Source organism: Microbacterium sp. NPDC087591 (assembly GCF_044743625.1).
Classification (GTDB): Bacteria; Actinomycetota; Actinomycetes; order Actinomycetales; family Microbacteriaceae; genus Microbacterium.
In genome coordinates this window covers 527,106-544,553 of sequence record NZ_JBIUWU010000003.1, presented here as the reverse complement: position 1 = coordinate 544,553, position 17,448 = coordinate 527,106, and the positions used below count along the sequence as shown (strand labels likewise).

General features: G+C 64.8%; 31 protein-coding genes. All 31 read left to right on the top strand.

What is annotated here, in order from left to right:
• Positions 1-16 precede the first annotated feature (16 nt).
• Positions 17-325 (top strand): 30S ribosomal protein S10, encoded by a 309-nt coding sequence (gene rpsJ, locus ACIOVG_RS17185; protein ID WP_030147986.1) that lies wholly within the window; start codon positions 17-19, stop codon positions 323-325.
• A gap of 8 nt (positions 326-333) precedes the next feature.
• A complete protein-coding gene (gene rplC / locus ACIOVG_RS17180; protein ID WP_247631098.1) occupies positions 334-993 on the top strand; it encodes a 50S ribosomal protein L3 in 660 nt (219 codons plus the stop codon).
• 2 nt (positions 994-995) lie between these two features.
• On the top strand, positions 996-1,658 hold the full coding sequence (gene rplD, locus ACIOVG_RS17175) for a 50S ribosomal protein L4 (protein ID WP_400876114.1): 663 nt from the start codon (positions 996-998) through the stop codon (positions 1,656-1,658).
• Positions 1,655-1,978, top strand: coding sequence for a 50S ribosomal protein L23 (gene rplW, locus ACIOVG_RS17170; protein ID WP_017829206.1), 324 nt, complete (start codon positions 1,655-1,657; stop codon positions 1,976-1,978). The genes rplD and rplW overlap by 4 nt, the downstream gene beginning before the upstream one ends.
• Before the next feature lie 20 nt (positions 1,979-1,998).
• Positions 1,999-2,838: a 50S ribosomal protein L2 gene (rplB, locus tag ACIOVG_RS17165; protein ID WP_141870961.1), complete on the top strand. Its 840-nt coding sequence runs from the start codon at positions 1,999-2,001 to the stop codon at positions 2,836-2,838.
• A 12-nt stretch (positions 2,839-2,850) separates the two neighbouring features.
• Positions 2,851-3,132: a 30S ribosomal protein S19 gene (gene rpsS, locus ACIOVG_RS17160; RefSeq protein WP_045278750.1), complete on the top strand. Its 282-nt coding sequence runs from the start codon at positions 2,851-2,853 to the stop codon at positions 3,130-3,132.
• Positions 3,132-3,530 carry a 50S ribosomal protein L22 gene (rplV, locus tag ACIOVG_RS17155; protein WP_045278749.1) on the top strand — a complete coding sequence of 133 codons (399 nt, stop codon included), beginning with the start codon at positions 3,132-3,134 and terminating at the stop codon, positions 3,528-3,530. The genes rpsS and rplV overlap by 1 nt, the downstream gene beginning before the upstream one ends.
• A complete protein-coding gene (rpsC, locus tag ACIOVG_RS17150) occupies positions 3,530-4,285 on the top strand; it encodes a 30S ribosomal protein S3 (protein ID WP_017201587.1) in 756 nt (251 codons plus the stop codon). Before rplV ends, rpsC begins: the two co-directional genes overlap by 1 nt.
• Complete coding sequence (gene rplP / locus ACIOVG_RS17145) at positions 4,285-4,704, top strand: 50S ribosomal protein L16 (protein WP_136055200.1); 420 nt, start codon at positions 4,285-4,287, stop codon at positions 4,702-4,704. The genes rpsC and rplP overlap by 1 nt, the downstream gene beginning before the upstream one ends.
• Positions 4,704-5,021, top strand: a complete 318-nt coding sequence (gene rpmC / locus ACIOVG_RS17140) for a 50S ribosomal protein L29 (RefSeq protein WP_105526205.1) — start codon at positions 4,704-4,706, stop codon at positions 5,019-5,021. The genes rplP and rpmC overlap by 1 nt, the downstream gene beginning before the upstream one ends.
• A complete protein-coding gene (gene rpsQ, locus ACIOVG_RS17135) occupies positions 5,021-5,338 on the top strand; it encodes a 30S ribosomal protein S17 (protein ID WP_400876108.1) in 318 nt (105 codons plus the stop codon). The genes rpmC and rpsQ overlap by 1 nt, the downstream gene beginning before the upstream one ends.
• Positions 5,335-5,703: a 50S ribosomal protein L14 gene (rplN, locus tag ACIOVG_RS17130; RefSeq protein WP_045278746.1), complete on the top strand. Its 369-nt coding sequence runs from the start codon at positions 5,335-5,337 to the stop codon at positions 5,701-5,703. The genes rpsQ and rplN overlap by 4 nt, the downstream gene beginning before the upstream one ends.
• A 2-nt stretch (positions 5,704-5,705) precedes the next feature.
• Positions 5,706-6,065, top strand: a complete 360-nt coding sequence (rplX, locus tag ACIOVG_RS17125) for a 50S ribosomal protein L24 (protein WP_141870964.1) — start codon at positions 5,706-5,708, stop codon at positions 6,063-6,065.
• The gene (gene rplE / locus ACIOVG_RS17120; protein ID WP_400876103.1) at positions 6,065-6,655 is read left to right on the top strand and encodes a 50S ribosomal protein L5; all 591 of its coding nucleotides are present in this window, start codon (positions 6,065-6,067) and stop codon (positions 6,653-6,655) included. Before rplX ends, rplE begins: the two co-directional genes overlap by 1 nt.
• 145 nt (positions 6,656-6,800) lie before the next feature.
• On the top strand, positions 6,801-7,199 hold the full coding sequence (rpsH, locus tag ACIOVG_RS17115; protein WP_141870966.1) for a 30S ribosomal protein S8: 399 nt from the start codon (positions 6,801-6,803) through the stop codon (positions 7,197-7,199).
• Between the two features lie 6 nt (positions 7,200-7,205).
• Positions 7,206-7,742 (top strand): 50S ribosomal protein L6, encoded by a 537-nt coding sequence (gene rplF, locus ACIOVG_RS17110; protein ID WP_400876099.1) that lies wholly within the window; start codon positions 7,206-7,208, stop codon positions 7,740-7,742.
• A 2-nt stretch (positions 7,743-7,744) separates the two neighbouring features.
• On the top strand, positions 7,745-8,104 hold the full coding sequence (rplR, locus tag ACIOVG_RS17105) for a 50S ribosomal protein L18 (RefSeq protein ID WP_029260926.1): 360 nt from the start codon (positions 7,745-7,747) through the stop codon (positions 8,102-8,104).
• A 20-nt stretch (positions 8,105-8,124) separates the two neighbouring features.
• Entirely contained in the window at positions 8,125-8,817 is a 693-nt protein-coding gene (gene rpsE / locus ACIOVG_RS17100; protein ID WP_372491805.1) for a 30S ribosomal protein S5, read from the top strand.
• Complete coding sequence (gene rpmD / locus ACIOVG_RS17095; RefSeq protein WP_046013417.1) at positions 8,817-9,002, top strand: 50S ribosomal protein L30; 186 nt, start codon at positions 8,817-8,819, stop codon at positions 9,000-9,002. The genes rpsE and rpmD overlap by 1 nt, the downstream gene beginning before the upstream one ends.
• Complete coding sequence (rplO, locus tag ACIOVG_RS17090) at positions 9,002-9,637, top strand: 50S ribosomal protein L15 (RefSeq protein WP_363555340.1); 636 nt, start codon at positions 9,002-9,004, stop codon at positions 9,635-9,637. Before rpmD ends, rplO begins: the two co-directional genes overlap by 1 nt.
• A 129-nt stretch (positions 9,638-9,766) precedes the next feature.
• The gene (gene secY / locus ACIOVG_RS17085) at positions 9,767-11,089 is read left to right on the top strand and encodes a preprotein translocase subunit SecY (RefSeq protein ID WP_141870970.1); all 1,323 of its coding nucleotides are present in this window, start codon (positions 9,767-9,769) and stop codon (positions 11,087-11,089) included.
• Positions 11,086-11,682 (top strand): adenylate kinase, encoded by a 597-nt coding sequence (locus ACIOVG_RS17080; protein ID WP_363555336.1) that lies wholly within the window; start codon positions 11,086-11,088, stop codon positions 11,680-11,682. Before secY ends, ACIOVG_RS17080 begins: the two co-directional genes overlap by 4 nt.
• 10 nt (positions 11,683-11,692) lie before the next feature.
• Entirely contained in the window at positions 11,693-12,541 is an 849-nt protein-coding gene (gene map, locus ACIOVG_RS17075) for a type I methionyl aminopeptidase (RefSeq protein WP_400876093.1), read from the top strand.
• A 123-nt stretch (positions 12,542-12,664) separates the two neighbouring features.
• On the top strand, positions 12,665-13,333 hold the full coding sequence (locus tag ACIOVG_RS17070) for a DsbA family protein (RefSeq protein ID WP_400876090.1): 669 nt from the start codon (positions 12,665-12,667) through the stop codon (positions 13,331-13,333).
• 499 nt (positions 13,334-13,832) lie between these two features.
• Positions 13,833-14,174: a hypothetical protein gene (locus tag ACIOVG_RS17065; RefSeq protein ID WP_400876088.1), complete on the top strand. Its 342-nt coding sequence runs from the start codon at positions 13,833-13,835 to the stop codon at positions 14,172-14,174.
• A 185-nt stretch (positions 14,175-14,359) separates the two neighbouring features.
• Entirely contained in the window at positions 14,360-14,581 is a 222-nt protein-coding gene (gene infA, locus ACIOVG_RS17060; protein ID WP_017201569.1) for a translation initiation factor IF-1, read from the top strand.
• Between the two features lie 65 nt (positions 14,582-14,646).
• Entirely contained in the window at positions 14,647-14,763 is a 117-nt protein-coding gene (rpmJ, locus tag ACIOVG_RS17055; protein ID WP_005050492.1) for a 50S ribosomal protein L36, read from the top strand.
• Between the two features lie 179 nt (positions 14,764-14,942).
• The gene (gene rpsM, locus ACIOVG_RS17050; protein ID WP_047524098.1) at positions 14,943-15,317 is read left to right on the top strand and encodes a 30S ribosomal protein S13; all 375 of its coding nucleotides are present in this window, start codon (positions 14,943-14,945) and stop codon (positions 15,315-15,317) included.
• Between the two features lie 31 nt (positions 15,318-15,348).
• Entirely contained in the window at positions 15,349-15,747 is a 399-nt protein-coding gene (rpsK, locus tag ACIOVG_RS17045) for a 30S ribosomal protein S11 (RefSeq protein WP_017829189.1), read from the top strand.
• 142 nt (positions 15,748-15,889) lie between these two features.
• The gene (locus tag ACIOVG_RS17040) at positions 15,890-16,879 is read left to right on the top strand and encodes a DNA-directed RNA polymerase subunit alpha (RefSeq protein WP_141870974.1); all 990 of its coding nucleotides are present in this window, start codon (positions 15,890-15,892) and stop codon (positions 16,877-16,879) included.
• Positions 16,880-16,912: 33 nt separating this feature from the next.
• Positions 16,913-17,428 (top strand): 50S ribosomal protein L17, encoded by a 516-nt coding sequence (gene rplQ, locus ACIOVG_RS17035; RefSeq protein ID WP_400876083.1) that lies wholly within the window; start codon positions 16,913-16,915, stop codon positions 17,426-17,428.
• The last annotated feature ends 20 nt before the right edge of the window (positions 17,429-17,448 follow it).

The following is a 17,448-nucleotide window of genomic DNA, read 5'->3' as shown; positions in this document are numbered from 1 at the left end:
AGAGAGTGAGCAGACAATGGCGGGACAGAAAATCCGCATTCGCCTGAAGTCGTATGACCACGAGGTCATCGACTCGTCGGCACGCAAGATCGTCGACACCGTGACCCGTGCGGGCGCGACCGTCGTCGGCCCCGTGCCGCTTCCGACCGAGAAGAACGTCGTGTGCGTCATCCGGTCGCCCCACAAGTACAAGGACAGCCGCGAGCACTTCGAGATGCGCACCCACAAGCGTCTGATCGACATCGTCGACCCGACGCCCAAGGCTGTCGACTCGCTGATGCGTCTCGACCTCCCGGCCGATGTCAACATCGAGATCAAGCTCTGAGGTTCGACATGGCTGACATCAACGCAAAGATTTCCAAGGGAATGCTGGGCACGAAGCTCGGTATGACCCAGGTGTGGAACGAGAGCGGCAAGCTCATCCCCGTCACCGTCATCGAACTCGCGCCCAACGTGGTGACTCAGGTTCGTACCCCCGAGAAGGACGGCTACAACGCCGTGCAGATCGCGTACGGCCAGATCGACCCGCGCAAGGTCAACAAGCCCCTCACGGCTCACTTCGAGGCTGCCGGCGTCACGCCGCGTCGCCACGTCACCGAGATCCGCACCGCGGATGCTGCTGACTACTCACTCGGTCAGGAGCTCACGGTCGACGGCACGTTCGAAGCCGGCCAGCTCGTCGACGTCGTCGGCACGAGCAAGGGCAAGGGCTTCGCCGGTGTCATGAAGCGTCACAACTTCAAGGGTGTCTCGGCATCGCACGGTTCGCACCGCAACCACCGCAAGCCCGGCTCCATCGGCGCATCGTCGACCCCGAGCCGCGTCTTCAAGGGCATGCGCATGGCTGGCCGTATGGGTGGCGAGCGTGTGACCGTCCTCAACCTCACGGTGCACGCCATCGACATCGAGAAGGGTCTGCTGCTCGTCAAGGGCGCCGTCCCCGGTGCTCGTGGCCGCATCGTCTATGTCCGCAACGCAGTGAAGGGTGCCTGAACATGGCTGACTCCACTCTCGCGCTCGACGTCCTCAAGGCAGACGGCAAGAAGGCAGGCTCGATCGAGCTTCCCGCCGCGCTGTTCGACGCCAAGACGAACATCCCGCTCATCCACCAGGTCGTCGTCGCGCAGCTCGCGGCGGCTCGCCAGGGAACGCACTCGACCAAGCGTCGCGGTGAGGTCTCGGGTGCCGGCCGCAAGCCCTTCAAGCAGAAGGGCACGGGTAACGCCCGTCAGGGTTCCATCCGCGCGCCGCACATGACCGGTGGTGGCATCGTCCACGGACCGAAGCCGCGCGACTACTCGCAGCGCACCCCCAAGAAGATGATCGCCGCCGCCCTCCTGGGCGCGCTCAGCGACCGCTTCCGCGGTGACCGCATCCACGCCATCGACTCCTTCGGGATCGACGGCACGCCTTCGACCAAGTCCGCGGTGAGCTTCCTCACCAACGTCGTCTCGTCGAAGAACGTGCTCGTCGTGATCGAGCGGGGCGACGATGTGACGCTGAAGAGCATCCGCAACCTGTCGAACCTGCACGTGCTGACGTTCGACCAGCTCAACGCCTACGACGTGCTCGTCTCCGACGACATCGTCTTCACCCAGGCCGCGCTCGAGGGCTTCATCGCCTCGAAGTCCGGCGCCAACCAGGAGGTCTCCGCATGAGCGAGCAGGCATCTGTTCTCCAGACGGCCCTGAACAAGGACCCGCGCGACATCATCCTGAAGCCGGTCGTGTCCGAGAAGAGCTACGGTCTCATCGATGAAGGCAAGTACACCTTCCTCGTCGACCCGCGCGCTTCGAAGACCGAGATCAAGCTCGCCATCGAGAAGATCTTCGGCGTCAAGGTCGCTGGGGTCAACACCCTCAACCGCGTCGGCAAGGCTCGTCGCACCCGCTTCGGAACCGGCAAGCGCAAGGACACCAAGCGCGCCATCGTCACCCTGAAGTCGGGCACCATCGACATCTTCACGGCAATCGGCTGACCCGGGGGATAAGGACAATAATGGCTATTCGCAAGTACAAGCCCACGACCCCGGGCCGTCGCGGCTCGTCGGTGGCTGACTTCGCCGAGATCACTCGATCGACGCCGGAGAAGTCGCTGCTGCGCCCGCTCTCGAAGACCGGTGGTCGCAACAACCAGGGCCGCATCACGACCCGTCACATCGGTGGTGGACACAAGCGCCAGTACCGCGTCATCGACTTCCGTCGCAATGACAAGGACGGCGTCAACGCCAAGGTCGCTCACATCGAGTACGACCCCAACCGCACCGCACGCATCGCGCTGCTGCACTACTTCGACGGCGAGAAGCGCTACATCATCGCGCCGAACAAGCTGAAGCAGGGCGACATCGTCGAGTCGGGCGCCGGGGCTGACATCAAGCCGGGCAACAACCTCCCGCTGAAGAACATCCCGACGGGTACCGTCATCCACGCGATCGAGCTCCGCCCCGGTGGCGGCGCGAAGATGGCACGTTCGGCCGGAGTCTCGGTCCGTCTCGTCGCCAAGGATGGCCCCTACGCCCAGCTGCGTCTGCCCTCGGGCGAGATCCGCAACGTCGATGCGCGCTGCCGCGCGACCATCGGCGAGGTCGGCAACGCCGAGCAGTCGAACATCAACTGGGGTAAGGCCGGCCGCATGCGCTGGAAGGGCGTCCGCCCGACCGTCCGTGGTGTCGCCATGAACCCGGTCGACCACCCGCACGGTGGTGGTGAGGGTAAGACCTCCGGTGGTCGTCACCCCGTCTCCCCCTGGGGCCAGGCTGAGGGTCGCACCCGTCACGCCAACAAGGAAAGCGACAAGTACATCGTGCGTCGTCGTAACGCCGGCAAGAAGCGTAAGTAGGAGTAAGAGAAGATGCCTCGCAGTCTTAAGAAGGGCCCCTTCGTCGACGAGCACCTGCTTCGCAAGGTGATCGGTCAGAACGAAAAGGGCACGAAGAACGTCATCAAGACCTGGTCTCGCCGGTCCATGATCATCCCGGCCATGCTGGGTCACACGATCGCGGTCCACGACGGTCGCAAGCACATCCCTGTGTTTGTGTCCGAGACCATGGTCGGTCACAAGCTGGGCGAGTTCGCGCCCACCCGCACCTTCCGCGGCCACGAGAAGGACGACAAGAAGGGGCGGCGCCGCTAATGGTCGAATCGATCGCACGCGTGCGACACATCCGCGTGACCCCTCAGAAGGCTCGTCGTGTCGTCGCGCTCATCAAGGGCAAGCAGGCCCAGGAGGCTCTGGCGATCCTGAAGTTCGCACAGCAGAGCGCCAGTGAGCCGATCTACAAGCTTGTCGCGTCGGCCATGGCCAACGCGCAGGTCAAGGCAGATCGCGACGGCGAGTACCTCGACGAGCAGGACCTGTACGTGGCTAACGCCTACGTCGACGAGGGCACGACGCTCAAGCGTTTCCAGCCCCGTGCACAGGGTCGCGCTTTCCAGATCAAGAAGCGCACGAGCCACATCACGGTCGTGCTCTCGACGCCTGAGGCAGCTCCGGCCGCCACGGGCGACAGCAACAAGAAGGCGAGCAAGTAATGGGACAGAAGGTAAACCCGTACGGCTTCCGTCTCGGTATCACGACTGACCACGTGTCGCGGTGGTTCTCGGACTCGACGAAGCCGGGTCAGCGCTACGCCGACTACGTCGCCGAGGACATCAAGATCCGCAACCTGCTGAAGACGCAGCTCGACCGCGCCGGTGTCTCGAACATCGAGATCGAGCGCACCCGTGACCGCGTCCGCGTCGACATCCACACCGCCCGTCCGGGTATCGTGATCGGTCGCCGTGGTGCAGAGGCAGAGCGTATCCGTGGCGACCTCGAGAAGCTCTCGGGCAAGCAGATCCAGCTGAACATCCTCGAGGTCAAGAACCCCGAGGCTGACGCTCAGCTCGTCGCGCAGGGCATCGCCGAGCAGCTCTCTGCTCGTGTGGCGTTCCGTCGTGCGATGCGCAAGGGTCTCCAGGGCGCGCAGCGCGCTGGCGCCAAGGGCATCCGCATCCAGGTCTCCGGCCGCCTCGGCGGCGCCGAGATGAGCCGTTCGGAGTTCTACCGCGAGGGTCGTGTGCCGCTGCACACGCTGCGCGCGAACATCGACTACGGCTTCTACGAGGCCAAGACCACCTTCGGCCGCATCGGCGTGAAGGTCTGGATCTACAAGGGCGACCTCACCGCGAAGGAGCTCGCTCGCGAGCAGGCCAACGCACCGAAGGCCCGTCGCGACGACCGTGGTGGCGACCGTCGCCGCGCGCCGCGCAACGAAGCACCTGTCGCAGAAGGAGCGTCGGCATAATGCTCATCCCCCGTAAGGTCAAGTTCCGCAAGCAGCACCACCCCGGTCGTTCGGGTCAGGCTACTGGTGGCACCAAGGTCTCCTTCGGAGACTTCGGCATCCAGGCGCTCACGCCCGCTTACGTGACGAACCGTCAGATCGAGTCCGCTCGTATCGCCATGACGCGTCACATCAAGCGTGGCGGCAAGGTGTGGATCAACATCTACCCGGACCGTCCGCTCACGAAGAAGCCTGCTGAGACCCGCATGGGTTCCGGTAAGGGTTCTCCCGAGTGGTGGGTCGCCAACGTCAAGCCGGGTCGCGTCCTCTTCGAGGTCGCCGGCGTGAGCGAGGAACTCGCTCGCGAGGCACTGACCCGTGCCATTCACAAGCTGCCGCTCAAGGCACGCATCATCAAGCGCGAGGAGGGCGACGCGTAATGGCGATCGGCACCAAGGAGCTCGCTCCTACAGAGCTCGACACGTTCGAAGACCAGCGCCTCGTCGAGGAGCTGCGTAAGGCCAAGGAGGAGCTGTTCAACCTCCGTTTCCAGTCGGCCACCGGCCAGCTGGAGAGCCACGGCCGCATCCGCGCCGTCAAGCGCGACATCGCGCGTCTCTACACTGTGATCCGCGAACGCGAGCTGGGCATCCGTGCGACGCCCGCTCCGGTCGAGGTCCCGGCGAAGAAGGCGACCAAGTCGAAGGCGAAGAAGGCGGACTCCGCCGACGACGCCGTGAAGGAAGAGGCTGAGTGATGGCCACCAAGAAGGAAGCAGCCGTCGAGGTTGAGCACGCCGCTCACGACGTCCGCGATGTGGATGCCCGCGGGTACCGCAAGGCGCGTCGTGGCTACGTCGTCAGCGACAAGATGGACAAGACCATCGTGGTCGAGGTCGAGGACCGCGTGAAGCACCCGCTTTACGGCAAGGTCATCCGCCGCACCTCGAAGGTCAAGGCGCACGATGAGGCGAACTCCGCCGGCATCGGCGACCTGGTCCTCATCAACGAGACCCGCCCGCTGAGCGCCACGAAGCGCTGGCGTCTGGTGGAGATTCTGGAGAAGGCCAAGTGATTCAGCAGGAATCCCGACTCAAGGTCGCCGACAACACCGGTGCCAAGGAGCTGCTCACCATCCGTGTGCTCGGTGGCTCCAAGCGTCGTTACGCCGGCCTGGGCGACACCATCGTCGCGACCGTCAAGGACGCGATCCCCGGTGGAAACGTCAAGAAGGGCGACGTCGTCAAGGCGGTCATCGTCCGCACCAAGAAGGAGACGCGCCGTCCCGACGGCTCGTACATCAAGTTCGACGAGAACGCCGCCGTCATCCTGAAGAACGACGGGGAGCCCCGCGGCACCCGTATCTTCGGGCCGGTCGGTCGTGAGCTTCGTGACAAGAAGTTCATGAAGATCGTGTCGCTGGCGCCGGAGGTCATCTAATCATGGCGAAGATCAAGAAGGGTGACCTGGTTCAGGTCATCACCGGAGCCAAGCAGGAGCGTGGCGGAGACCGCGGCAAGCAGGGCAAGGTCCTCGAGATCCTGTCCGAGCGCAACCGCATCATCGTCGAGGGCGTGAACTACGTCACCAAGCACACGCGCGTCGGTCAGACGCAGCGTGGCACCAAGACGGGTGGCCTCGAGACTGTCGAGGCTCCCATCCACATCTCGAACGTCGCACTCGTCGACCCTTCGACCAAGAAGCCGACCAAGGTCGGCCACCGGGTCGAGGAGCAGGTGAAGGACGGCGTCAAGCGCAACGTCCGCGTGCGTTTCGCGAAGAAGTCAGGTAAGGACCTCTGATGGCAAGCACCGATGCCGCGGTGGCTGGCAAGATCCAGCCCCGCCTGAAGGCGAAGTACAACGCCGAGATCAAGAAAGCTCTGCAGGAGGAGTTCGGTTACGCGAACGTCATGCAGATCCCCGGACTGGTCAAGGTCGTCGTGAACACCGGTGTCGGCGAGGCAGCTCGCGACAGCAAGGTGATCGATGGCGCGGTCGACGACCTCACCAAGATCACCGGCCAGAAGCCGATCGTCACGAAGGCTCGCAAGTCCATCGCGCAGTTCAAGCTGCGCGAGGGCCAGCCCATCGGCGCGCACGTCACCCTCCGCGGTGACCGCGCGTGGGAGTTCGTGGACCGCCTCGTCTCGCTCGCACTGCCCCGTATCCGCGACTTCCGCGGCCTCTCGGGCAAGCAGTTCGACGGCAACGGCAACTACACCTTCGGTCTCCAGGAGCAGAGCGTGTTCCACGAGATCGATCAGGACCGCATCGACCGGGTTCGCGGTTTCGACATCACCGTCGTCACCACCGCGAAGACGGATGACGAGGGTCGGGCACTGCTCCGTCACCTCGGCTTCCCGTTCCGCTCGGAAGACGCACAGGCGTGATCCTTCGACAGGCTCAGGAACCCTCGGGTTTCTGAGCCTGTCGAATTCATCGCCAATGTGCACGTACAATTGAAGATTGCGTGCTCATCGCAGGCCGTCTGTCGTGTAACGGCAGCCGGAACCTCATGAACAAAGGAACAAAACCATGACAATGACAGACCCGGTCGCAGATCTGCTGACCCGTCTGCGCAACGCGAACTCGGCGCACCACGATTCCGTGACCCTGCCGTCGAGCAAGCTGAAGACGAACATCGCCGCCATCCTCCAGCAGGAGGGCTACATCGCCGGCTGGGAGACCTCTGACGCTCGCGTCGGAAAGAACCTGACGCTGACTCTGAAGTACGGCCCGAACCGTGAGCGGTCCATCGCAGGCATCAAGCGTGTCTCGAAGCCCGGTCTCCGCGTCTACGCGAAGTCCACGGAGCTCCCCACGGTCCTCGGCGGTCTCGGCGTGGCCATCCTGTCCACCTCCTCCGGTCTTCTCACCGACCGTCAGGCAGAGCAGAAGGGCGTGGGCGGAGAAGTTCTCGCCTACGTGTGGTAATTCGAAATGTCGCGTATTGGACGACTTCCCATCGACGTGCCTGCGGGCGTCACCGTTTCGGTCGACGGCCGTGAGGTCGCGGTGAAGGGCCCTAAGGGTGAACTCACCCTCACGGTGGCCAGCCCCATCGAGGTCGTGGTCGAGGAGAACCAGATTCTGGTCTCCCGTCCCGACGACGAGCGCGCGTCGCGGTCGCTTCACGGCCTGACCCGCACGCTCATCAACAACAACATCATCGGCGTGACCCAGGGCTACACCAAGGGTCTCGAGGTCGTCGGAACCGGTTACCGCGTTGCTCAGAAGGGCAGCTCGGTCGAGTTCGCACTCGGCTTCTCGCACCCGGTCCTGATCGACCCGCCCGCCGGGATCACGCTCACGGTCGAGGGCAACAACAAGCTCACCGTCAGCGGAATCGACAAGCAGGCTGTCGGCGAGGCAGCTGCCAACATCCGCAAGATCCGCAAGCCCGAGCCGTACAAGGGCAAGGGTGTGCGCTACGCCGGCGAGAACGTGCGTCGCAAGGCCGGAAAGAGTGGTAAGTAACCATGGCTCTCAAGTCAAAGTCTGACGCCCGCGCGCGTCGTCACGCCCGCCTTCGCAAGAAGGTCGTCGGCACCGAGGTGCGTCCGCGCCTCGTCGTCAACCGTTCGGCTCGCCACGTCTTCGTGCAGCTCGTCGACGACAGCAAGGGTCACACCGTGGCGTCGGCTTCGACGCTCGAGACCGACCTGCGCTCGCTCGAGGGTGACAAGACCGCCAAGGCCCGCAAGGTCGGCGAGCTTCTCGCCGAGCGCGCGAAGGCTGCCGGCGTTTCCGAGGCAGTGTTCGACCGTGGTGGCAACCGCTACGCCGGTCGTGTCGCGGCCATCGCCGATGGCGCCCGTGAAGGGGGGCTGGCACTGTGAGTGACAACAAGGAGAACGAAGTGACCGAAACGGCTGCTGCCGCTCCTGAGGCGGCCGCTGTCGTCTCTGAGACGGCCGCCGGTACGACCCAGGCCGAGCCTGCTCGCGAAGGCCGCCGTGGCGGCGGACGCGATCGCAACCAGGGTGGCGGTCGTGACCGCAACTCGCGCGATCGCGGGGACAACCAGTTCCTCGAGCGTGTGGTCACCATCAACCGCGTCTCGAAGGTCGTGAAGGGTGGACGTCGCTTCAGCTTCACCGCTCTCGTGGTCGTCGGTGACGGCAACGGTCTCGTCGGTGTCGGATACGGCAAGGCTCGTGAGGTTCCCCTCGCGATCTCGAAGGGTGTCGAAGAGGCCAAGCGCAACTTCTTCCGCGTTCCGCGCGTCGGCAGCACGATCCCGCACCCGGTGCAGGGTGAGGCGGCCGCCGGTGTGGTTCTGCTGCGTCCCGCCGCTGCCGGTACCGGTGTTATCGCCGGTGGTCCCGTCCGCGCCGTGCTCGAGTGCGCCGGTATCCACGACGTCCTGTCGAAGTCCCTCGGCTCGTCGAACACGATCAACATCGTGCACGCGACCGTCGCTGCTCTGAAGCAGCTCGAGGAGCCCCGTGCGGTCGCCGCACGTCGTGGCCTCGAGTTCGACCAGGTGGCTCCGGCGCGTCTCGTCCGTGCGGAGGCCGAGGCCATCGCCGCACAGAAGGTAGGTGCCTGATGGCTTCGCGCCTCAAGGTCACGCAGGTCAAGTCCAAGGTGAGTGAGAAGCAGAACCAGCGTGACACGCTGCGCAGCCTCGGTCTCAAGCGAATCGGCGACAGCACCGTTCGCCCCGACGACGCGCAGACGCGCGGTTACGTCAAGACCGTCGCCCACCTCGTCAAGGTTGAGGAGATCGACTAATGGCTGAGAAGAACGACGCCGTCGAGGCCGAGAAGGCCCCGAAGAAGGCTGCCGCTCCCAAGGCTGCTGCCGAGAAGAAGCCCGCAGCGAAGAAGGCACCGGCCAAGGCCGCCGCCTCCGACGCCAAGGCTGAGGCTCCGGCCAAGAAGCCCGCTGCCAAGAAGGCTGCGCCGAAGAAGGATGCTCCGGCATCCCGCCCCGGCGTGCTGAAGGTGCACCACCTGCGTCCGGTCCCCGGCGCCAACACCGCGAAGACCCGTGTCGGTCGCGGTGAGGGCTCCAAGGGTAAGACCGCTGGTCGCGGTACCAAGGGTACGAAGGCTCGCAACACCGTGCGCGTCGGCTTCGAGGGTGGGCAGATGCCTCTGCACATGCGCACCCCGAAGCTGCGCGGGTTCAAGAACCCGTTCCGCGTGGAGTACCAGGTCGTGAACCTGGAGAAGCTCGCGGAGCTGTACCCCAAGGGTGGCGACGTCACCATCAGCGACCTCGTCGCCAAGGGTGCCGTTCGCAAGAACGAGAAGGTCAAGGTTCTCGGAAACGGCGACATCGCCGTGAAGCTCACTGTTTCGGTCGACAAGGTCTCGGGTTCTGCCGAGCAGAAGATCGTGGCCGCGGGCGGATCCGTCAAGTAACCACTACGCGAGAGGGGCCGGAGATTCTCCGGCCCCTCTTGTGGTTAGTCTCTCCGGCTCGTCCGGGTAGGTTACCCTGGTCTTTCAGCCGCCCTTCGGGATTCGGCAACCCTTTCAGGAGGAACGTCCTTGTTTAGCGCCATCGCGCGGATCTTCCGCACGCCCGACCTGCGTCGGAAGATCGGTTTCACTCTGGCGATCGTCGCCATCTATCGCCTCGGCTCCAACGTCCCGGCTCCGTTCGTGCATTTCCCGAACGTCGAGGAGTGCCTCGCGGAGAACGCGGGCACCGACGGACTGCTCGGCCTGGTCAATCTCTTCTCCGGCGGTGCGCTCCTGCAGCTGTCGATCTTCGCGCTCGGCGTCATGCCGTACATCACCGCGACGATCATCACGCAGCTGCTGCGCGTCGTCATCCCGCACTTCGAGGCGCTGCACAAGGAGGGCCAGGCCGGTCAGGCCCGCCTGACCCAGTACACGCGGTACCTCACGATCGCCCTCGCGCTTCTGCAGTCGACGACGCTGATCACGGTGGCCCGCAGCGGTCAGCTGTTCGGAACGACGGATGTCGCTGCCTGCCAGAACCTGCTGACGAACGACGTGTGGTGGGCGCAGCTGCTCATCATCATGGCGATGACGGCCGGTACCGGTCTCATCATGTGGTTCGCGGAGCTCGTCACCGAGCGCGGCATCGGCAACGGCATGTCCCTCCTGATCTTCACCTCGATCTCCGCGACGTTCCCCGGCGCCATGTGGATGATCTGGGAGAGCAAGGGCTTCGAGGTCTTCCTCCTCGTACTCCTGGTCGGCATCATCGTGATGGGCCTCGTCGTCTTCGTCGAGCAGTCCCAGCGACGCATCCCGGTGCAGTACGCCAAGCGGATGGTCGGACGCCGCACCTACGGCGGGACGAACACCTACATCCCGATCAAGGTGAACATGGCGGGTGTGATCCCCGTGATCTTCGCCTCGTCGCTGCTGTACATCCCGGCGCTGATCGCGCAGTTCAACACCCCGCAGGACGGATCGACTCCGCCGGCATGGGTCTCCTGGATCAGCGCGAACTTCACCACGGGCAACCACCCGGTCTACATGGCCGTGTACTTCCTGCTCATCATCGGCTTCACGTACTTCTACGTCGCGATCACGTTCAACCCGGTCGAGGTCGCCGACAACATGAAGAAGTACGGCGGCTTCATCCCGGGCATCCGTGCCGGACGCCCGACCGCCGAGTACCTCGACTACGTGCTCACGCGCATCACGCTCCCCGGTTCCATCTACCTGGGTCTCATCGCGCTGATTCCGCTCATCGCTCTGGCCACCGTCGGCGCCAACCAGAACTTCCCGTTCGGTGGCGCCTCGATCCTGATCATCGTGGGTGTGGGTCTCGAGACGGTCAAGCAGATCGACGCGCAGCTGCAGCAGCGCCACTACGAAGGGCTTCTTCGATGACAGCATCCGCACGCCTCCTGATCGTCGGCCCCCAGGGCTCCGGCAAGGGCACGCAGGGTGTGCGCATCGCCGAGTCGTATGGCATCCCTGTTGTGTCGACGGGAGACATCTTCCGCGCGAACATCAAGGAGGGGACGCCGCTCGGCCAGCAGGTCACGGCGATCCTCGACAAGGGCGATCTGGTGCCGGACGAGCTGACCAGCGAGATCGTGCGCGACCGCCTGTCGCAGGAGGACGCCGCGAACGGCTTCCTGCTCGACGGCTACCCGCGCAACACGGCGCAGGTCGCGCACCTCGAGGCGTTCCTGGCCGAGCGCGGCGAGGCGCTCGACGCCGTGATCCTGCTCGACGTGCCGCGTGAGGAGAGCCTGTCCCGGCTCACGCTGCGTGCGACGGAGCAGGGGCGTTCGGATGACACCCCCGAGGCCATCGGTCACCGCCTGGACATCTACGAGCGCGAGACGGCTCCGATCATCGAGGTCTACGGCGCCAAGGGCATCGTCGACCGGATCGATGGCGTCGGTTCGCTCGAGGAGATCACGTCCCGCGTCTTCGCTGCGCTGACCGCTCGCGGTCTGCGTCTCGCGGCCTGAGGGCCGGGGGATGTTCCGCCGGTCGATCTACAAGACCCCGGCTCAGCTGCGCGCGATGGTCGAGCCCGGTCTCATCACCGCGGCTGCGCTGGACGCGGTGCGTCCGCTGATCCGGCCCGGTATCACGACCCTCGAGCTCGATGAGGCCGCCAACCGTGTGATCGTCGAGCGCGGAGGGGAGTCCAACTTCCAGCTCGTGCGCGGCTACCACCACACCATCTGCGTGTCGGTGAACGCGCAGGTCGTGCACGGCATCCCCGGTGAGCTCGTGCTGCAGCCGGGCGACATCGTGTCCGTCGACTGCGGTGCGCAGTTCGAGGGGTGGAACGGCGACAGCGCCGTCACCTTCGTCGTTCCCGACCCCGAGCGTCCTGAACTCGTCGCCCGGCGCGAGGAGCTCTCGCGTGTCACGGAGGGCTCGCTCTGGGCCGGTGTCGCGGCCATGGCCACGGCGTCGCACATCGGCGAGATCGGCACGGCCATCCAGGAGTACATCGAGGCTCAGGGGCCGTCGGCCGTGTCGGGGGAGACCTACGGCATCCTCCGCGAGTACGTCGGCCATGGCATCGGGCGCAAGATGCACGAGGCGCCGAGCGTCTTCAACTACCGCACGCCGGATCCCGGCCCCGAGATCAAGGACGGGCTCGTCCTGGCGATCGAGCCCATGGTGACCGCGGGCGGCGAGGCGACCTACATCGAGGACGACGACTGGACCGTCACGACCGTCGACGGCAGCGATGGTTCACACTGGGAGCACAGCGTCGCCCGTCACGCGGGCGGGATCTGGGTGCTCACGGCGGCGGATGGCGGTGCCGCCGGTCTCGCGCCGTTCGGCATCGTGCCGGTACCCGTCGCCTGATCCGCTGCACATCCATCACACGAACCGCATATCCCTCACACGAACCGCATAGGCTGATACGGCAAAATCCAAAGGTACATGCGCCTGCATGAGGTGCGGCGATACCGAGAGAAACGGAACACAATGGCAGCGGCGAAGAGCAACACCAACTGGTTCGCGATCGGCGTCTCCGCCGCCGTGGTCGTGATTCTGGTGGTCCTGGGTGGACTCGTGGTGTTCCTGAACAACCAGGCCACGGCTCCGGGCGCCGCCCCCAGCAGCAACGAGGCGTTCGACGCCGAGACCGGAGCGATCTCCTTCGGCGACGGCGAAGACACCGTGGCCGTGTTCGTCGACTTCCAGTGCCCGGTGTGCAAGAGCTTCGAGGACCAGTTCGGTCCGCAGCTCGAAGCCGCAGCCGCGGATGGCCGCATCACTCTTGAGTACCACCCGATCGCCATCCTCGACCGCTTCTCGCAGGGGACCGATTACTCGTCGCGCTCGGCCGGCGCCGCTGTCTGTGTCGCGGAGTCGAACCCGGATCTGTACCTCGACTTCGCCAAGACGCTGTTCGACAACCAGCCTGCGGAGAACTCCTCGGGTCTGACCAACGACGAACTCGCGGCGTTCGCGACGCAGGTGGGCGCGGACGATGCGGTCTCGTGCATCAGCGACGAGACGTACCGTAAGTTCGGTGTCGCTCAGGCCAAGTCGCACGACATCCAGGGCACGCCGACGGTGGACATCAACGGCACGCGACTGAATCTCCAGGACTCCGCGGATCTGAAGAAGCTCACCGATCTCATCGGCTGACCCGCGGATCCCCGGCTCTCACGTTGCCGGATGGCTCCGGAGCGTCTTTGGTGCTTTGTGCCTCGTTTCTGCGGTTCCGGCACGTCACGATCAGACTCGCACCGTTCGCCACTCGAGTCATCGCCCCCGAGTCTGGCTCTTGCGTTATCGACTCGGCCTACAAGAGGTCTGGCCAGGCGTGCAGGCGCAGAGTCACGGGATTTCGGGAACCGCGACGGTCGAGGCGAACGGTAAGTGACTGAACCTCCAGGACGCTGCCGACCTCAAGGCATTCACCGACCTGGATAGTCGATATCGGTTCTCGTGCCAGAGGCGAGGTCGTGACGCCACGTACAGCGCATCTCAACTGGCTTTGAGTCGGCAAGATCGAAGGCGCAGGCTGCCCGCGCGGCTCGATACCCGGTCGAGAGGACTCAACCGAACCGTCGAAGCACATGGAAAGATCCGCGTCCTTCCCCTAGGTTGTCCTCAATGTAGTAACCGAACTGGAGGATGCATTATGGATGTTTCAGCGAGTGCCGGAGACCGCACGCCCAAAACGCGACGCAGGAATGCAACTCGGCGACTGTCGGGGGTAGGCGCGGCCGCCGCCCTAGCGCTGGGGCTGTTGGTGCCGATCGGGGTGGCCGCTCCCGCCCAAGCCGCAGGTCTCGCGACCTGCTCGTCATTCACATGGAGTGGCAAGAACATCCTCGGCACCTGCACCAACAGCAAGTTTCAGGTCATGTGGCAGTGCTGGCCATCCAAAAAGTGGAACTACAAGACGCTTAGCGGGCCGGTGAGCTTCAACTTCCAGGCGTGCGATGTGACGTGGGTCACCGACGCACAGCCGATTCGCTGACGGGCAGCGTATGCAGTAACGCGAAGACGAGGGCTTCGGTGACGGATCAAGTTGCCGAAGCCCTCGTCGTCGTCTAACATAGATCTTTGGTGCTTTGTGCCTTGATTCGGCGTGTCCGGCGGTGCAGCACCACAATCCAATCACCCACCGCAGATCGACCGGTCTGCAGAAGCGTCAGCGAGGCTATGGCTAAGAAAGACGGTGTCATCGAGATCGAGGGCGTGATCTCCGAAGCACTGCCCAACGCGATGTTCCGCGTTGAGCTCAGCAACGGACACAAGGTCCTGGCAACGATCTCCGGCAAGATGCGGCAGAACTACATCCGTATCATCCCCGAGGACCGCGTGGTCGTGGAGCTCAGCCCCTACGACCTCACCCGCGGCCGTATCGTCTACCGCTACCGCTGACCGGTCGAGAAGTAACGGCCTGCCTCGGCATCGGGGCGGTACGAAGACAGCGAACAGGAAACATCATGAAGGTCAACCCCAGCGTCAAGCCCATCTGCGATCACTGCAAGGTGATCCGCCGTCACGGCCGCGTCATGGTGATCTGCAAGAGCAACCCGCGTCACAAGCAGCGCCAGGGCTAAGCACCTGCGCTGCGCGGCACCGCTCGCGCACATCTCATAACTGAATACACATACGGCAGGATCAGAACCCTTCCCTCCCGCGCCCTTCGACAGGCTCAGGAGCTCAGAAGGGGGACACCTCGGGCGGAGGCCCGGGCACCGATCCTGTCCCACACCTCCACAACACCCAGGAGAACCGCATGGCACGTCTTGCCGGCGTTGACATCCCGCGCGATAAGCGCGTGGTGATCGCCCTTACCTACATCTACGGCGTCGGCCGTACCCGCTCGGTCGAGATCCTCAAGGCAACGGAGATCGACGAGAGCATCCGCGTGAAGGACCTCAGCGATGACCAGCTGATCGCCCTCCGCGACTACATCGAAGGCAACTACAAGGTGGAGGGTGACCTGCGCCGCGAGGTCGCCGCAGACATCCGCCGCAAGGTCGAGATCGGCTCCTACGAGGGCATCCGCCACCGTCGTGGTCTCCCGGTCCGTGGTCAGCGCACCAAGACCAACGCCCGTACCCGCAAGGGCCCGAAGCGCACCGTCGCAGGCAAGAAGAAGGCCCGCTAAGCGGGGCCCCAGGGACTAGGAGAACACTTTCATGGCTGCACCCAAGGCCGCCGCGCGCAAGCCGCGCCGCAAGGAAAAGAAGAACATCGCGCTGGGCCAGGCCCACATCAAGTCGACGTTCAACAACACGATCGTCTCGATCACCGACCCGTCCGGCGCCGTCATCGCGTGGGCATCGTCGGGTGGCGTGGGCTTCAAGGGCTCCCGCAAGTCGACCCCGTACGCCGCCGGTATGGCTGCCGAGTCCGCTGCCCGCCAGGCTGCGGAGCACGGCGTCAAGAAGGTCGACGTCCTCGTGAAGGGTCCGGGCTCCGGCCGCGAGACCGCGATCCGTTCGCTCCAGGCCGCAGGCCTCGAGGTCGGCTCGATCCAGGACGTCACCCCGCAGGCGCACAACGGATGCCGCCCGCCGAAGCGTCGCCGCGTCTGATCCGGCTGGTTGAGCCGCTCGTGCCTTCGACATACTGAAGCGCCGAGCGGCTCTCCGCCCGCATGCGGGCATCGACTTCCACAACTCAAGACCTCACCCACCACATGTCATATAGCGGGCATGTGATCGAAAGGAACACAGAGTGCTTATTGCACAGCGTCCCACACTGACCGAGGAAAAGATCGTCGAGAACCGTAGCCGGTTCATCATCGAGCCTCTGGAGCCCGGCTTCGGTTACACGATCGGCAACGCGCTGCGCCGCAGCCTGCTGTCGTCGATCCCCGGCGCCGCGGTCACCAGCGTTCGCATCGACGGTGTGCTGCACGAGTTCAGCACCATCCCCGGCGTGAAGGAGGATGTCACCGAGATCATCCTCAACATCAAGCAGCTGGTCGTCTCCTCGGAGCGCGACGAGCCCATCACGGCGTACCTGCGTAAGACCGGTGCGGGCGAAGTGACCGCCGCTGACATCTCGGCTCCGGCCGGTGTCGAGGTCCACAACCCCGAGCTCGTCATCGCGACGCTCAACGACACCGCGAAGTTCGAGCTCGAGCTGACGATCGAGCGTGGCCGTGGCTACGTCTCGGCGACGCAGAACCGCAACGAGTACGCCGAGGCCGGCCAGGTGCCGATCGACTCGATCTACTCGCCCGTCCTGAAGGTCAGCTACCGCGTCGAGGCGACTCGTGCCGGTGAGCGCACCGACTTCGACAAGCTCGTCCTCGACGTCGAGACCAAGTCGTCGATCAGCCCCCGCGACGCCGTCGCTTCGGCTGCGAAGACGCTGACCGAGCTGTTCGGTCTCGCTCGCGAGCTGAACGTCGAGGCCGAGGGCATCGAGATCGGCCCGGCGCCGGTGGAGGCAGTCAACTCCAGCGAGCTGTCGATGCCGATCGAGGACCTCGACCTGTCGGTCCGTTCGTACAACTGCCTGAAGCGTGAGGGCATCAACACCGTTTCTGAGCTCGTCGCCCTGTCGGAGACGCAGCTCATGAACATCCGCAATTTCGGCCAGAAGTCGGTCGACGAGGTGCGCGACAAGCTCATCTCGCTCGGTCTGTCGCTCAAGGATTCGGTGCCCGGTTTCGACGGCGCCCACTTCTACGGCGGCAGCGAAGACGAGTCCTTCTGATACCCGACCTTTCTGACCAGGAGCTAGACGATTATGCCCAAGCCCACTAAGGGTCCCCGCCTCGGAGGCGGCCCCGCACACGAGCGCCTCATGCTTGCGAACCTCGCAGCGGCGCTCTACACCCACAAGTCGATCAAGACGACCGAGACGAAGGCCAAGCGCCTCCGCCCGCTCGCTGAGCGTCTGATCACCTTCGCCAAGCGTGGCGACCTGCACGCGCGTCGTCGCGTGCTGGCCGTCATCGGTGACAAGAGCGTCGTGCACACGCTCTTCGCCGAGATCGCTCCGCTCGTCGCGGACCGCGAGGGTGGCTACACCCGTATCACCAAGGTCGGGAACCGCAAGGGCGACAACGCCCCCATGGCCGTGATCGAGCTCGTCCTCGAGCCCGTCAACCCGAAGCCGAAGTCGGCCAAGAAGACCGCCAAGGCTGAGAAGCCGGCCGAGGTCGTCGAGGAGGCTCCCGTCGAGGAGGCTCCCGAGGCTGCCACGGAGGAGGCTCCTGCTGAGGAGACCACCGAGGCTCCCGCCGAGGAGAAGTCCGAGTAATCACTCGCGCTCATGATGAA

Coding starts and splice junctions, on each gene's coding strand:
- rpsJ (WP_030147986.1), top strand. CDS start 17: ATGGCGGGACAGAAAATCCGCATTCGCCTGAAGTCGTATGACCACGAG.
- rplC (WP_247631098.1), top strand. CDS start 334: ATGGCTGACATCAACGCAAAGATTTCCAAGGGAATGCTGGGCACGAAG.
- rplD (WP_400876114.1), top strand. CDS start 996: ATGGCTGACTCCACTCTCGCGCTCGACGTCCTCAAGGCAGACGGCAAG.
- rplW (WP_017829206.1), top strand. CDS start 1,655: ATGAGCGAGCAGGCATCTGTTCTCCAGACGGCCCTGAACAAGGACCCG.
- rplB (WP_141870961.1), top strand. CDS start 1,999: ATGGCTATTCGCAAGTACAAGCCCACGACCCCGGGCCGTCGCGGCTCG.
- rpsS (WP_045278750.1), top strand. CDS start 2,851: ATGCCTCGCAGTCTTAAGAAGGGCCCCTTCGTCGACGAGCACCTGCTT.
- rplV (WP_045278749.1), top strand. CDS start 3,132: ATGGTCGAATCGATCGCACGCGTGCGACACATCCGCGTGACCCCTCAG.
- rpsC (WP_017201587.1), top strand. CDS start 3,530: ATGGGACAGAAGGTAAACCCGTACGGCTTCCGTCTCGGTATCACGACT.
- rplP (WP_136055200.1), top strand. CDS start 4,285: ATGCTCATCCCCCGTAAGGTCAAGTTCCGCAAGCAGCACCACCCCGGT.
- rpmC (WP_105526205.1), top strand. CDS start 4,704: ATGGCGATCGGCACCAAGGAGCTCGCTCCTACAGAGCTCGACACGTTC.
- rpsQ (WP_400876108.1), top strand. CDS start 5,021: ATGGCCACCAAGAAGGAAGCAGCCGTCGAGGTTGAGCACGCCGCTCAC.
- rplX (WP_141870964.1), top strand. CDS start 5,706: ATGGCGAAGATCAAGAAGGGTGACCTGGTTCAGGTCATCACCGGAGCC.
- rplE (WP_400876103.1), top strand. CDS start 6,065: ATGGCAAGCACCGATGCCGCGGTGGCTGGCAAGATCCAGCCCCGCCTG.
- rpsH (WP_141870966.1), top strand. CDS start 6,801: ATGACAATGACAGACCCGGTCGCAGATCTGCTGACCCGTCTGCGCAAC.
- rplF (WP_400876099.1), top strand. CDS start 7,206: ATGTCGCGTATTGGACGACTTCCCATCGACGTGCCTGCGGGCGTCACC.
- rplR (WP_029260926.1), top strand. CDS start 7,745: ATGGCTCTCAAGTCAAAGTCTGACGCCCGCGCGCGTCGTCACGCCCGC.
- rpmD (WP_046013417.1), top strand. CDS start 8,817: ATGGCTTCGCGCCTCAAGGTCACGCAGGTCAAGTCCAAGGTGAGTGAG.
- rplO (WP_363555340.1), top strand. CDS start 9,002: ATGGCTGAGAAGAACGACGCCGTCGAGGCCGAGAAGGCCCCGAAGAAG.
- ACIOVG_RS17080 (WP_363555336.1), top strand. CDS start 11,086: ATGACAGCATCCGCACGCCTCCTGATCGTCGGCCCCCAGGGCTCCGGC.
- map (WP_400876093.1), top strand. CDS start 11,693: ATGTTCCGCCGGTCGATCTACAAGACCCCGGCTCAGCTGCGCGCGATG.
- ACIOVG_RS17070 (WP_400876090.1), top strand. CDS start 12,665: ATGGCAGCGGCGAAGAGCAACACCAACTGGTTCGCGATCGGCGTCTCC.
- ACIOVG_RS17065 (WP_400876088.1), top strand. CDS start 13,833: ATGGATGTTTCAGCGAGTGCCGGAGACCGCACGCCCAAAACGCGACGC.
- infA (WP_017201569.1), top strand. CDS start 14,360: ATGGCTAAGAAAGACGGTGTCATCGAGATCGAGGGCGTGATCTCCGAA.
- rpmJ (WP_005050492.1), top strand. CDS start 14,647: ATGAAGGTCAACCCCAGCGTCAAGCCCATCTGCGATCACTGCAAGGTG.
- rpsM (WP_047524098.1), top strand. CDS start 14,943: ATGGCACGTCTTGCCGGCGTTGACATCCCGCGCGATAAGCGCGTGGTG.
- rpsK (WP_017829189.1), top strand. CDS start 15,349: ATGGCTGCACCCAAGGCCGCCGCGCGCAAGCCGCGCCGCAAGGAAAAG.
- rplQ (WP_400876083.1), top strand. CDS start 16,913: ATGCCCAAGCCCACTAAGGGTCCCCGCCTCGGAGGCGGCCCCGCACAC.